Origin of the sequence: Microbacterium enclense (assembly GCF_001456955.1) — a bacterium.
Classification (GTDB): Bacteria; Actinomycetota; Actinomycetes; order Actinomycetales; family Microbacteriaceae; genus Microbacterium; species Microbacterium enclense.
The window spans coordinates 527,219-539,542 of record NZ_KQ758467.1 but is presented as its reverse complement, the minus strand read 5'-3'; the positions used below and the strand labels follow the sequence as shown (position 1 = coordinate 539,542).

General features: G+C 72.2%; 11 protein-coding genes. 5 read left to right on the top strand and 6 right to left on the bottom strand.

Going from position 1 to position 12,324, the window contains the following annotated elements; translation table 11 throughout:
- Positions 1-35 precede the first annotated feature (35 nt).
- On the bottom strand, positions 36-158 hold the full coding sequence (gene ykgO, locus AS029_RS02490) for a type B 50S ribosomal protein L36 (protein WP_058230990.1): 123 nt from the start codon (positions 156-158) through the stop codon (positions 36-38).
- Positions 159-237: 79 nt separating this feature from the next.
- Here ykgO and AS029_RS02485 point away from each other — a divergent pair, with 79 nt between their 5' ends.
- The 3 genes from AS029_RS02485 (at position 238) to AS029_RS02475 (ending at position 2,634) form a co-directional block, all read left to right on the top strand.
- Positions 238-1,233, top strand: a complete 996-nt coding sequence (locus AS029_RS02485; protein ID WP_058230989.1) for a GTP-binding protein — start codon at positions 238-240, stop codon at positions 1,231-1,233.
- 376 nt (positions 1,234-1,609) lie between these two features.
- On the top strand, positions 1,610-1,801 hold the full coding sequence (locus tag AS029_RS02480) for a hypothetical protein (RefSeq protein ID WP_058230988.1): 192 nt from the start codon (positions 1,610-1,612) through the stop codon (positions 1,799-1,801).
- Complete coding sequence (locus AS029_RS02475) at positions 1,798-2,634, top strand: DUF72 domain-containing protein (protein WP_058230987.1); 837 nt, start codon at positions 1,798-1,800, stop codon at positions 2,632-2,634. The genes AS029_RS02480 and AS029_RS02475 overlap by 4 nt, the downstream gene beginning before the upstream one ends.
- Positions 2,635-2,969: 335 nt before the next feature.
- Here AS029_RS02475 and AS029_RS02470 read toward each other — a convergent pair whose 3' ends face one another.
- The 4 genes from AS029_RS02470 to AS029_RS02455 all read right to left on the bottom strand — a co-directional run bounded on the left by AS029_RS02470 (position 2,970) and on the right by AS029_RS02455 (position 7,715).
- Positions 2,970-4,064: an ABC transporter permease gene (locus AS029_RS02470; protein ID WP_058230986.1), complete on the bottom strand. Its 1,095-nt coding sequence runs from the start codon at positions 4,062-4,064 to the stop codon at positions 2,970-2,972.
- Positions 4,061-5,158: an ABC transporter ATP-binding protein gene (locus tag AS029_RS02465; RefSeq protein WP_082642103.1), complete on the bottom strand. Its 1,098-nt coding sequence runs from the start codon at positions 5,156-5,158 to the stop codon at positions 4,061-4,063. The genes AS029_RS02470 and AS029_RS02465 overlap by 4 nt, the downstream gene beginning before the upstream one ends.
- A gap of 168 nt (positions 5,159-5,326) precedes the next feature.
- Positions 5,327-6,256 carry an NAD(P)/FAD-dependent oxidoreductase gene (locus AS029_RS02460; RefSeq protein ID WP_058230985.1) on the bottom strand — a complete coding sequence of 310 codons (930 nt, stop codon included), beginning with the start codon at positions 6,254-6,256 and terminating at the stop codon, positions 5,327-5,329.
- Between the two features lie 505 nt (positions 6,257-6,761).
- Positions 6,762-7,715, bottom strand: coding sequence for a glycerophosphodiester phosphodiesterase family protein (locus AS029_RS02455; protein ID WP_058230984.1), 954 nt, complete (start codon positions 7,713-7,715; stop codon positions 6,762-6,764).
- Positions 7,716-7,857: 142 nt separating this feature from the next.
- On the opposite strand from AS029_RS02455, the gene AS029_RS02450 reads away from it, so the two are divergent.
- Both AS029_RS02450 and ligD read left to right on the top strand, forming a co-directional pair.
- Positions 7,858-8,727 (top strand): Bax inhibitor-1/YccA family protein, encoded by an 870-nt coding sequence (locus tag AS029_RS02450; protein ID WP_058230983.1) that lies wholly within the window; start codon positions 7,858-7,860, stop codon positions 8,725-8,727.
- Between the two features lie 561 nt (positions 8,728-9,288).
- The gene (gene ligD, locus AS029_RS02445) at positions 9,289-10,521 is read left to right on the top strand and encodes a non-homologous end-joining DNA ligase (protein WP_058230982.1); all 1,233 of its coding nucleotides are present in this window, start codon (positions 9,289-9,291) and stop codon (positions 10,519-10,521) included.
- 53 nt (positions 10,522-10,574) lie between these two features.
- Here the strand turns inward: ligD and AS029_RS02440 are convergent, their stop codons facing one another.
- Positions 10,575-11,942, bottom strand: a complete 1,368-nt coding sequence (locus AS029_RS02440; RefSeq protein ID WP_058230981.1) for a glycosyltransferase — start codon at positions 11,940-11,942, stop codon at positions 10,575-10,577.
- Positions 11,943-12,324 lie beyond the last annotated feature (382 nt).

Here is a 12,324-nt window from a genome sequence, read left to right as displayed (position 1 = left end):
CGGTTCTCGTTCGCGTTATCGAGACCCCGCGCACATCACCCCTGGCGCCCCTTGAATCGCGGGTTCAGCTTGTTGATGACGAACACCTTGCCGCGGCGACGCACGACCTGCGCAGCGGGCTGCTTCTTGAGCGACTTGATCGACGCGCGAACCTTCATGGCATCCTCCTTGTTGATAACCGTTCTCAACAAAACGGTAGGGTGTCGAGAGCTCCCTGACAAATGAGAGGTGGATGCCATGAGCCGAACGATCGCCGTCATGGGCGTCTGCGCCCCCGAACGCCGCGCCTACGCCGAACGCACCGCCGCCGCCCTGGACCGGTCCCTGCACCTGCTGCGATACGCCGACCTGCGCTCCCCGCACGCCCTGCCGCACCCGCGCCCCCGTCCGGCCGACGAGAACGTCGTCGTCGACCTCGGCAGCGACGTCGACCTCGTCCACGCGATCGGCGCGCGCGGCGGCGCCGAGGTCGAGGCGGTGTGCGTGGTCGACGCCCGGCACATGATCGGCGACCTGCTCGACGACGCCCCGCTCGTGGCATCCGTCCGCGTGGGAGACACCCGGGGCGACGTGGGCGCGCGCGCGCGTCAGGCCGCGCTCGCGTTGGAGCTGGCGACCCGCATCGTCTGGATCAACTGGGAGCAGGTGCCCACGCCCGCGCTGGCCGTGCAGATGGCGCTCGCCTCGCACCTGAACCCCGCCGCCGTCGTGCGGCTCTCACGCGATCCCCTCAGCGATCTGCGGTCCGAAGCGGCGCACGAGGGCGAGATCCTCGAGCGCGCCGGCTGGGTGCGCGCGTTGAACGGCGAACACGACCCCTACATGAGCGACAACCGCGTCATGACCCTGCGCTACGAGCAGCTGCGCCCGTTCCATCCCGCGCGCCTGTCGGCCACCCTCGACCGTCTCGACGACGGCGCGGCCGGACGCCTCGTGCGCTCCGCCGGATTCTGCCGCCTCGCGTCGCGTCCCGGCATCCTCGGCCGCTGGGAGCACGTGGGGTCGGCGATGTGGATCGAGCCGCTGGGTGCCGACGACGGCCGCATGGGCATGGGGCAGGAGATCGCATTCACCGGCCTCGATCTGTCGGCCCCGAAGCTGGCGCACCTGCTCGACCAGGCGGCGCTCACCGACGACGAACTCGCCGCCGGTCCCTCGGCGTGGGTGACGTTCGACGATCCGCTGCCGGCGTGGCCGGCGGCGGCACCGTCGATTCCGGATGCCACCGACTGAGCGCGTCAATCTTGCCCGCGTGCGCCCGGAGCCGAAGGGCCGGGTTTGAGGCGTGTTCGGCACGTCGGGGCGGAGAAATCACGCCCCAAGACGCCGATCACGCCCCAAACCTCGCCCCGACTCAAGCAGCGCACGCCCAGAGCGGCAAGACCGGGTTTGGGGCGTGATTCGCACCCTGGAGCAGGAGTACCCGGGTTGGGGCGGCTTTCGCACGTCGGGGCGGCAGAATCACGCCCCAACTCGCCGATCACGCCCCAAACCCGCCGCGACCCGCCCCGCAGCACGGCCTCGCCCCCGGCGACGCCCTCTCAACGAGCGAGACGACCGCGCTGTCAAGCCGGTACACCGCGCCGTGCACGTGGGGCACCGTGGGCGCATGAGCACTCCTGACATCCCGTCCCGTCACGCCGACGACGCCCGCGCCGACTCCGCCGCCCCCACCGATGCGGTGACCGACGACGTGCGCGAAGACGCCGCGCAGGCCGAGGAGCACGTGAACCTCGACGATCACACCGGTGACGCCCTCGAGCCCGACCCCGGATTCCCCGCCGCGGAGGGCCACGCCTGACCGCCTCGGCGTTCGTCGGCATCTCGGGGTGGCGGTATCCGCGCTGGCGCGGCGACTTCTACCCGCGCGGGCTCGTGCAGCGGCGCGAGCTCGCGTACGCCGCCGAGCGGATGCCGAGCGTCGAGCTGAACGGGTCGTTCTACTCCCTGCAGCGGCCGTCCAGCTACCAGCGCTGGCGCGCCGAGGTGCCCGACGGGTTCGTGTTCGCCGTGAAGGGCTCGCGGTACGTCACGCACATGCTGCGGCTCGTCGGCGTGCACACCGCGCTCGCGAACTTCTTCGCCTCCGGCGTGCTCGCCCTCGGACCGACGCTCGGCCCGTTCCTCTGGCAGCTCCCCGAGCGCCTCGAATTCGACGCCGGTGTCCTCGACGACTTCCTCGCACAGCTGCCGCGAACCAGCGGTGACGCCCTCGCGCTGGCCCGAAACCACGACCAGCGGCTCGACGGACGCACCTGGCTCGACATCGAGAGCGATGTGCCGCTGCGTCACGCGCTCGAACCCCGCTCGGCGTCGTTCGCCGACCCGCGCGCCGTGGAGGTGCTGCGCGCGCACGACGTCGCCCTCGTGCTCGCCGACACGGCCGGACGCTGGCCGGCGTTCGACGCCGTCACCGCCGATCACGTCTACGTGCGCCTCCACGGCTCTCGCGAGCTCTACGCCAGCGGGTACACCGACGCCGAGCTCGACACGTGGGCCGATCGCATCCGGGGCTGGCTCGACGGCTCGGCAACGCCCGACGGGCTGCCCCGCGACGTCTACGCGTACTTCGACAACGATGCGCGCGGACGGGCGCCGTGGGATGCCATGGCACTCGCGGAGCGGCTGCGCTGAAGGGTCGGCGTCGCTCGCGGAGCGACTGCGCTGAAGGGTCGGCGTCGCTCGCGGAGCGGCTGCGCTGAAAGGTCGCCGGAGCTCGCGGAGCGGCTGCGCGGCGGACCCACCAGCGGCGGTGTCCGGGCTCCCGCGCTGAGGCTCGACTGGCGACGCGCCCCGAGGCCCGCGCTGCGGCCATCAGCGTTCGCACGCGCCGCCTCGCACTGCTGCGCGATACGCGTCCCCGGAGACAGTCGCCGCGCCAGACCCCGCGCGCGAGCCGTTCCGCTCTCACGCGACGCGAGGCTCCGGCGGTGCTCCCCGCCGATATCCGCGCGCGAGACGACGCGCTCCTAGGCGATACGCGTCCCCGGGGGCAGTCGCTTCGCCGGCGTCCGCGTACGGGCGATCCCCCAAGCCATCAGACCGCCGGCGAGCACGACCTGAACGAGCAGACCGACGAACCAGCTCGGGGTCGTCCCGGCGATCTGCTGCTCGGGCGTCTCGTACGGGGGCTGATCCTGCGAGAGGTACTGCCCGCACGACTGCACCACCTCGCGAGGCTCGGGTGGGATCTGCGCGAAGCGGACGCCGTACGCGATCTGCGAGAACAGATCACTCGGCGAGCCGTACTCCTCGTCGTACGTGGGCGGCGTCGCATCGGCCAGGATGACGAACGGGTTCGCGGCGAGCAGCCACCACACCCGGTCGAAGCGCGGCACCTCCCGATACGAGGTCGTCTCGACGCACCCGATCTCCGAGGGCGACGGACACCCCTCCCGGTCGCTGGGACCGTAGGGGTTGCATCCCACCGGCACCGAGTCGACGTCGATGTCGCGCACCACGGTCTCCTGCGTCGATCGCAACGCCGTCGACCCGAGACCGAAGGCCAGGAGGGTGCCGATCGTCAGGGCGGCGACGATGAGATAAGTGCTCGCGACGGAGAAGAGCGGCCGGGCGACGATCGCGCTCAGACCGACACCGATCGCCGCGACGATTCCCACCTCGATCACCAGGATCAGCAGCGACGTGAGGATGACCAGCGGATTCAGTTCGCCCGCGAACGTCGACACGAGCAGGAAGGGCAGAGCGACCACGAGGAACGCGAGTCCCGAGATCCAGGCGGCGAGGAACTTGCCGACGACGATCTCGACCGTGGTGGCGAGGGTGATCTGCACGGGCGCGAGGGTCGCGGCATCCCGATCGCCGTTGACGGCGCTGCCGCTCAACGTCGGCGACACGAGCAGCACGAGCAACAGCACCAGCATGATGACGAACGAGAAGAACAGCTCGTTGCCACCGCTCCACAGTGAGAACGAGGCGAACGACAGCACCAGCAACCCGACCAGGATGACGGCGAAGACGCCGAGCAGGACGTACCAGGCGACGGAGCGCACGCGCTGTCGCAGCTCGATCCCGACGATCGTGCGAAGGCGGTGGAGGTTCATGCGCTGCTCCCGTCGTCGGACCGGCTCCCGGGCGGGGCGGCCGGTCTCGGCGGCGCACCGGGCGACGGTGAGGGCGAACGAGGCGAGGGGTGCGCCGACTCGGGAGTCGGAGCGGCACCCGGGGAAGACCGGGGCGTCGAGGCCGCGTCGGGGGCGCCCGCTGCGTCGGCTCTCAGATCGAGGAACGCGTGCTCGAGATCGCCGACCGCCGGCGCGAACTCCACGATCGGCAGCCCGGCGCTGACCAACGAACGAAGCCCAGCGACCGCGGCGGCCTCGTCGGCGAACGGCACGAGCACATCGCGGCGGTCGACGCCCACCTCGGGCCCCGTGCGGCCGAGAGCGGACGCGATGTCGAGGCGGACGGCATCCATCGGCCGGGCGGTGTCGGCGGCCGCACGCACGCGCCACACGCGAACCCGGGTGGCAGCCGCCGCGATGCGATCGCTGCCGACCGTGCGCCCTTCGACGAGGAACACCGCGTCGTCGACGACCTCCTCGAGTTCGTACAGCACGTGACTCGAGATCAGGATCGTGCGCCCCTCCGCCGCGAGGCGTCGCAGCAGCACGCGCAGCGCGATGCGGGCCTGCGGATCGAGGCCCGATGCCGGCTCGTCGAGCAGCAGCACCCGCGGGTCGTGCACGAGCGCCCGCGCGAGGGCGAGGCGCTGCTTCTGCCCGCGCGAGAGGACCCGCGCCGGCGAGGCGGCGAGCGCGTTCAGATCCACGAGCTCGAGCAGTTCGTCGGCGCGGGTGCGCGCGGCCTCGCGCGTCAGGTCGTAGAGCTGTGCGGTGGCGACGAGCACCTCGCGCGCGGTGAGGCTCGGCCAGGCGCCGAGGGAATCCGGCATCCATCCGAGGAGCCGCCGGACTGCTGCCGGATCGGCCACCGGGTCGACGCCGCCGAGACGCATGCGCCCCTCGTCGGGACGCAGCAGCGACGCGAGCATGAGCATCAGCGTCGTCTTGCCCGACCCGTTCGGGCCGACGAGACCGGTCACCCGCCCCGGCGCCGCCGTGAACGTGACCTCGCGGACGGCGTGGACCGCCCCGAACGACCGTTTCACCCCTGCGACGTCGATACCGGCATCCATGCGCCCCACCCTAGAGGGGGCCTCCGACACCGCCCCCGCCGGAGGGGCCGCCCCGAGCGCGCGACCGGCGGGCGATTCCGCGGCACGATCGGGAATCGGGGCGGCGCCGACGCCCGCGCGTGTCGGCGCTGCCGTGGGCTCGTTCGTCTCGGCCCGGCACCGCCGGACTCAGGATGCCGCCACGGCCCGCCCGAGCGCGTCGCCCGAGGTCCACGCGGTGCGCACGGCGGCGCTGTCACCCCAGGCGTCACCGCAGGCCGAGAGTCCGGGCGAGCGGAAGAAGGGCTCGCCCGTGGTCTCGGACGGGCGTGCGAACGTCCAGCGGTGAGCGCGCGCGGCCGCGGGCTCGGCGTCGATGCGCAGCAGGCGGCGCGTCGCGGCGAGCACGGGGGCGATCGCCCCGTCGGGATCGTCGAGATGCCGACGCGCTCGATCGGCCGTGGTGTGCACGACGAGCACGGGGGCGCCGTCGCCACGCCGGTCACCGTCATCGGCGATGAAGGTGACGTCGGCGTCGCCGTCGGCGAAGGCACCGTGCAGGTCGGCATCCCACTGCCGTTCGTCCCACCGCAGCACCACCGCGATCACGGGATCCCACTCCTGCGACCCGCCCGGAGCGTCCCCCGTCAGGCGGGCGGCCTGGGGCGCGGGCATCGCGAGCACGACCTCGCCCGCGTCCTCGTCGTCGACCCGGTACGGCACCGCCCGTTCGACGAGCCGTTCCGTCTCGACGTCGAGCCCCTCGGCGAGATCCAGCGCGAGCGTGCGGAGTCCGAGCGGGGCCGCCCACCGCATCGGCCCGGGCTTCGGCGTCTTCGTGCCGTAGGCATCGATGACCTGGAACGTATCCGTCCACGGGCGAGCGAGCTCGCGCTCCTCCCAGTCCGCGACGACGTGGGCGAAGTCCTCGGCCTCACCGACGACGAAGTACGAGGCGCCGAGGTCGACGGGGCGCCCGTCGATCGTCCGGCTCGCCAGGCGCCCACCCACGCGGCGCCCGCGATCGAGCACTCGCACCGTGCGCCCGGCATCCCGCACCGCCCGCGCGCACGCGAGCCCCGAGATGCCGCCACCGACCACCGTCACGTCCACCGTCATGCGGTCATCCTCGCGCGGCAGACCGGGCCGCACGGCGGGGTTGCGCGGGGTTTGTCCGCTCGTGCTCGCGTGCCGGATGGTGGGTGCAGGCGGCTCGCGTCAGCCGCCGCGCGCGTGCCGGGCTCCGGAGAAGCCGGGCCCCAGCAGCCCCGACTACGCGCCCGCAGCCGGATTCAGCCGGATCCTCCGGAGTGCGGTGAACCCCGCCGCCGCACGCCCACCCCGACGCGCGCACGCACACCCCGCCGCGCGGGCAGGCTCCCCGCGGCTCGCGTGCCGGGCTCCGGAGAACCACCCGCGCAGCGGCGCACTCCGCGCCCCCGAGCGGCCGAGACGATCGACTTCTCCGGAGTCCGGCCCGCCCGGCCACCCCGCCGCGCGGGTAGGCTCCCCGCGGCTCGCGTGCCGGGCTCCGGAGAACCACCCGCGCAGCGGCGCACTCCGCGCCCGCGAGCGGCCGAGACGATCGACTTCTCCGGAGCCCGGCCCGCCCGGCCGCCCACGATCACGGCCGGAAGAACTCCACCCCCAGGTCGGGGTGGTCGACGAACACCCCGTCGAGTTCGGCCTCGCGCAACACCGCCCATTCGCGCCGGTAGTCGCCGAAGGCCGCGTCACCGCCCGGCAGGCGATAGGTCGGCAGCAGAAACGCGTTCTCCGGTCGGCACGTGTACGCGAAGACGGTCAGCCCGCGCGCCTTCGCTTCCCGCGCCAGCTCGGGGATATCCCACAGCAGGCCCTTGTCGACGCTGAGGCCGTCGACCTCGGCTGCAAGCGCGTCGAGGCCCCGCGCAGTGAGCATCGATGCGTACGTCACTGCCTCGGCACCGTCGCGCGCGCGCAGATCCCACGGCGCCCCGTCTCGGTCGACGAGCTGGATGAGGGGGACCCGGATGCCGCGCTCCCGCAGCCGCGCCAGCACCAGCGGCTCGAACGACTCGATGACGAGGGCGTCGACGGCATCCATCCATCCCGCCTCTCGCAGCTCCGCCTCGACGAGCGCCGCCATGTCGAAGCCGAGCCGGGCGAAGGATGCCGCGTGCTTGATCTCGAGCACCACGCCGACGCCGCCGGCCCGCGCGATGTCGAGCACGTCGCGTAGCCGCAGCAGGGGCTCGGTGTCGTCGTGCGCCGCACTGTCGGGACGGAGGGCAGGGATCCGCTCGCGGCACCGGAGCGTCCGGAGCTCGTCCCAGGTCAGGTCTTCGATGAACCAGCCGGTCATCCGCTCGCCGTCGACGACCTTCGTCGTGCGGCGGTCGGCGAACTCCGGCCGTACCGATATGTCGGTGGTCGCACCGATCTCGTTCTCATGCCGCACCACCAGCACGCCGTCGCGCGAAGGGACGACATCGGGCTCGACGGCATCCACTCCCGCCGAGATCGCGAGCAGGTAGGAGCTGCGCGAGTGCTCCGGGAGGTATCCGGGCGAACCGCGATGGCCGATGACGAGGGACACCCGGGAAGCGTACGAGCCCCGGGTGAACGACAGTATCGCTCATAGCAGAATCCCAGTCAGCACAAGGATTCCGACGCGCTGCTCGGCTAGTGTTGTCTGACAGCACGGTGCTGTGATCACCATCTTTGGAGTGTGAGTTCCCGTGGCCCTCAACAACCCGGCATTCAATACCCCGGCGTTCCAGGACCCTCGAGCCGGTGGCGCCAACACGCGCTACAGCCCGCCCCCGGCCGTCGATCCTGCCGCCGCCGCGTCGATCGAAGGCGCCTACTCGGCCCCGTCGGCGAGCGCCGTCGACACCGGCCGCATGACGGTCGAAGACACCGTCATGAAGACACTGGCGCTGTTCGGCATCCTCGTCGTTACCGCCGTCGTCGGCTGGATCTGGACGATGAGCGGTGTCACCGCCGCCAACCCGCGCCCGAGCGCCGCACCGATGATCATCGGTGGCCTCGTCGGCTTCGTCCTGGCCCTGGTGGCGACCTTCAAGAAGAAGCCGTCCGTCCCCGTCTTCGTCGCCTACGCGGCGTTCGAGGGTCTGTTCATCGGCGGCATCTCGGCGTTCTTCGAGTTCCAGCTGCCCGGCATCGTCGTGCAGGCGACGCTTGCGACCCTCTCGGTCGTCGGTGTGACTCTCGCGCTCTTCGCCAGCGGCAAGATCCGCGCCTCTAAGCGCGCCACGAAGATCTTCATGATCGCGATGGTCGGCTACCTCGTGTTCAGCCTCCTGAACCTCGGCCTGATGCTGTTCGGCGTGCTGCCCGACGGCATGGCGTTCGGGCTGCGTAGCGCCACCATCGCCGGCATCCCGATCGGCCTGATCCTCGGCGTGCTCGTCGTCATCATGGCCGCGTACTCGCTGGTGCTCGACTTCGACCAGATCCAGCGCGGCGTCCGCAACGGCGCCCCGCGCGTCTACGGCTGGGTCGGCGCCTTCGGCATCATGGTCACCGTCGTGTGGCTGTACGTCGAGATCCTGCGCATGATCGCGATCATCCGCGGCAACAACTGACGCACCGCTCTGCACGAAGGGCCGTCCCGTTTCGGGGTGGCCCTTCGTCGTCGCCGCCGCGGCATCCTGCGACTCCCGGGGGGGGTCGCGATAAACGCGATCGGCGGGAAGAAACGCCCGCACAACGCGTTTCTCCCCGCGAATCACGTTTATGCGAGCACCCGCCGCACCCCCTCGCGCGCAGCACGGCCGACGCGGGCCCGCCGCGGCATCCTGCGACTCCCGGGGGTCGCGATAAACGCGATCGGCGGGAAGAAACGCCAGCTCAACGCGTTTCTCCCCGCGAATCGCGTTTATGCGAGCACCCGCCGCACCCCTCGCGCGCGGCCGCGGTCCGAACAACCCCGCCGTCCACCCTCGCGCGCTGCCTCGGCCGGAACAACCCCGCGGCACCCCTCGCGCGCGGCCGCGGACGGAACGGGTCCGCCGCACCCCCCTCGCGCGCGGCCGGACGGGACGGGCCCGCCGTACCCCCTCGCGCCCCGGGACGGAAACGCCCTCACCCCGCCCGCGGGCCGCAAGGGGTCTGCCCGCCGAGGGCGACGGCACTAGCGTCGCTGCATGAGCCCCGCCAAGACCCCGGCTGAGATCCTCGACATCGACGGACACGAGGTGCGCGTCACCAGCCCCGACCGCGTCGTCTTCGCCGAGCCCGGCCTCACGAAGCTCGATCTCGTGCGCTACTACCTCGCCGTCGCCGACGGCGCACTGCGCGGAGCAGGCGGACGCCCGATGGTATTGAAGCGCTTCTCGAAGGGCCTCGACCAGGAGCCCTTCTTCCAGAAGCGCGTCCCCGAGAAGCACCCCGCCTTCATCGACACGGCGACGCTGCGCTACGCCTCGGGCACCTCCGCCGAAGAGACGGTGATCCGGGATGCCGCGGGCCTGGCGTGGGTCGTCAACCTCGGCTGCCTCGACCTCAACCCGCACCCCGTGCGCGCCGAAGACCTCGACCACCCCGACGAACTCCGCGTCGACCTCGACCCCATGCCCGGTGTGGCTTGGGCGCAGATCGTCGACGTCGCGTTCATCGCCCGCGAGGTGCTCGAGGATCACGGCCTCACCGGGTGGCCGAAGACCTCCGGCTCGCGCGGCCTGCACATCCTCGTGCGCATCCGCCCCGACTGGGAGTACGCCGACGTGCGCCTCGCCGCGGAGACCCTCGCCCGCGAGGTCGAGAATCGCGCGCCCGGACTCGCGACGGCCCGCTGGTGGAAGGAGGAGCGCGGCGAGAGCGTCTTCGTCGACTTCAACCAGAACGCCAAGGACCGCACGGTGGCATCGGCCTACTCGATCCGGCCGCTCCCCGACGCCCGCGTCTCCACTCCCCTCACCTGGGACGAGGTGCGCGACCGGCGCCCCGAGGAGTTCACCGTCCTCACCGTGCCCGACCGGTTCCGCGCGATCGGCGACCCGCACACCGGCATCGACGATGCCGCGGGGTCGCTCGACGCCCTCCTCGCCCTCGCGAAGGAGCTCGGCCCCGCCGAGAAGCCGCCGCGCGGCTCCGACGGTTCCGGTCGGCGCGCCTCGACCATGCCCCTCATCGAGGTCGCGCGCACCAAGACGAAGCCCGAGGCGCTCGACGCCCTCGAGACGTGGAGAAAGCGGCATCCCGACGCATCCGAGCAACTCCACCCCGCCGACGTGCTCATCGACGGCATGCGCGGGTCGAGTTCGCTCTGGTACCGCGTCCGCGTGAATCTGCAGCACATTCCGGATGCCGAGCGCCCGGCGCAAGAAGCCCTGATCGCCGACTACGACCCCTGGGCCGGCCGCTCGGCGAGTACCTGAAGCCGCGGGCGTCGACCGTCGTCAGGCTATGCGCCATGCCCGACGGTCTGGCGTCAGCGCCGCCGCGGGCGTGACAACGATTCGCGGCACGCGGCTGCGAGCGTCCTCATCGCCCGCTCCGGGCTCAGCGCGGCCGCGGCATCCCGCGCCTGCGCCGAAAGGCGTTCGCGCAGCGCGGCATCCGTCAGCACGCGGGTGAGGGCAGCGGCGAGCGCGTCTTCATCGCCGTCCGGAACCAGGATGCCGCCGCCGGTGGCGAGCATGTCGCGCGGGCCGTAGCGGATGTCGTAGGCGACGACGGGCGTGCCGTGCGCGAGGGCCTCCGCCATCGCGAGCCCCTGCCCCTCGAAAGCCGAGGTGGTGAGGTAGACCGCGGCTCGGTCGAGAACGGCGCCGGGACTCGAGGTGAGGCCGGGCAGGGTCACGCGCGCGCCGAGACCGCGGTCCGCGACGAGCCCCTCGAGGTCGCCTCGCTGCGGCCCTTCGCCCCACAGGTCCAGCCGCGCGTCGGGCACATCCCCGACGACACGGCCGAAGGCGCGGATCGCGTGGTCGAGCCGCTTGCCCGGGGCGAGACGTCCCAGGACGACGACCCGACCGGCATCCCGCCGACTCGACGGCACCGCGGTCGCCGGCCCCTCGACGGCGTGCGGTGCGACGACATCATTCGCCTCCGCGCCGAAGCGGGCGCGCACGTCCTCGCGCTGCTGCAGGGTCGGCCAGAGCACGGCGTCGAAGCGCGGCGCGATCTCGAACCACCGCGCCCACAGACGGTTCAGGTCGGAGTCGGCGCGGTACGGCGGCTCGAGATGGATCGTATGGATGGTGTGCAGGATCCGCACGTCTTCGTCGCCCCACCCGACGATGAGCTCTCCCACCTGCCGCGACTCGCAGATGACGACGATCGGCCGATCGATCTCGGCGCGCAACGCCGAGGCAACGTGCGACAGCCACGCCCGGTACAGGGCACCGAATCCGTCGATGACGCCCACCGACTCGCCCGCGGTGTCGCGGACGATGATCGGCGCCGTCGTCAGGAGCCAGTCGGGGTCGATGACATTCGGCAGCGACACCGCGCCCCCGGCAACGTCGCGGTACTCCAGCGTCGGATCGGCGTGCCCGTCGTGGGCCGCCTCGCGCAGCCACTCGGCCGCTCCCCCGGCGGTCGCCACGGCGTCGTCGAAGAGGTTGCGGAAGACTTCGGATGCCGCAGCCGCCCCGCGCTCGACGAAGGTCGCCCGGTGCGCCGCGTGGGCGTCGACCGCGCCGGGGTCGACCGTCAGCAGCAGCGGCGACGCACCGGCCTCCGCCATCTGACGCGCTCGGGCCAGGGTCGAGATGGTGTATCCGCCGTCGAGGTCGGGGATGAGCCGGCTCGAGAGGATGAGGTACCAGGCGTCGGGGAACTCGGCGTCGCTCACGCCACCATCCTCCCGCACCCGCGTCCGCCCCGACGCCGAGCACGGCCTTCGCGTCGGTTTGGGGCGGATTCCGCCGTTCGGGGCGAGATCCGCCCGCCCCGAACGGCCGATTCCGCCCCAAACCCCGTCACAGCGCCGCCGGTGCGCCTTCCCCACAACGGCCGACGACAGAGCAACGGCGCCGCCGTCCGGTGGAGGGGCATCGTCTTCGAGTCGATCGGGGTAGGGGCCCCGCCCTCATACCCACCGCCGGGCAGGCGGAGCGCGCACGCCGATGTCGACGCAAGGCGAAGTGACACGCCCTCCTGAGTCGATCGGGGTAGGGGCCCCGTTTTCGACTCAGGAGGGCGTGTCACGTAGCCGGGAGTCAGCAGCGACGTAC

Coding starts and splice junctions, on each gene's coding strand:
- ykgO (WP_058230990.1), bottom strand. CDS start 158: ATGAAGGTTCGCGCGTCGATCAAGTCGCTCAAGAAGCAGCCCGCTGCG.
- AS029_RS02485 (WP_058230989.1), top strand. CDS start 238: ATGAGCCGAACGATCGCCGTCATGGGCGTCTGCGCCCCCGAACGCCGC.
- AS029_RS02480 (WP_058230988.1), top strand. CDS start 1,610: ATGAGCACTCCTGACATCCCGTCCCGTCACGCCGACGACGCCCGCGCC.
- AS029_RS02470 (WP_058230986.1), bottom strand. CDS start 4,064: ATGAACCTCCACCGCCTTCGCACGATCGTCGGGATCGAGCTGCGACAG.
- AS029_RS02465 (WP_082642103.1), bottom strand. CDS start 5,158: ATGGATGCCGGTATCGACGTCGCAGGGGTGAAACGGTCGTTCGGGGCG.
- AS029_RS02460 (WP_058230985.1), bottom strand. CDS start 6,256: ATGACGGTGGACGTGACGGTGGTCGGTGGCGGCATCTCGGGGCTCGCG.
- ligD (WP_058230982.1), top strand. CDS start 9,289: ATGAGCCCCGCCAAGACCCCGGCTGAGATCCTCGACATCGACGGACAC.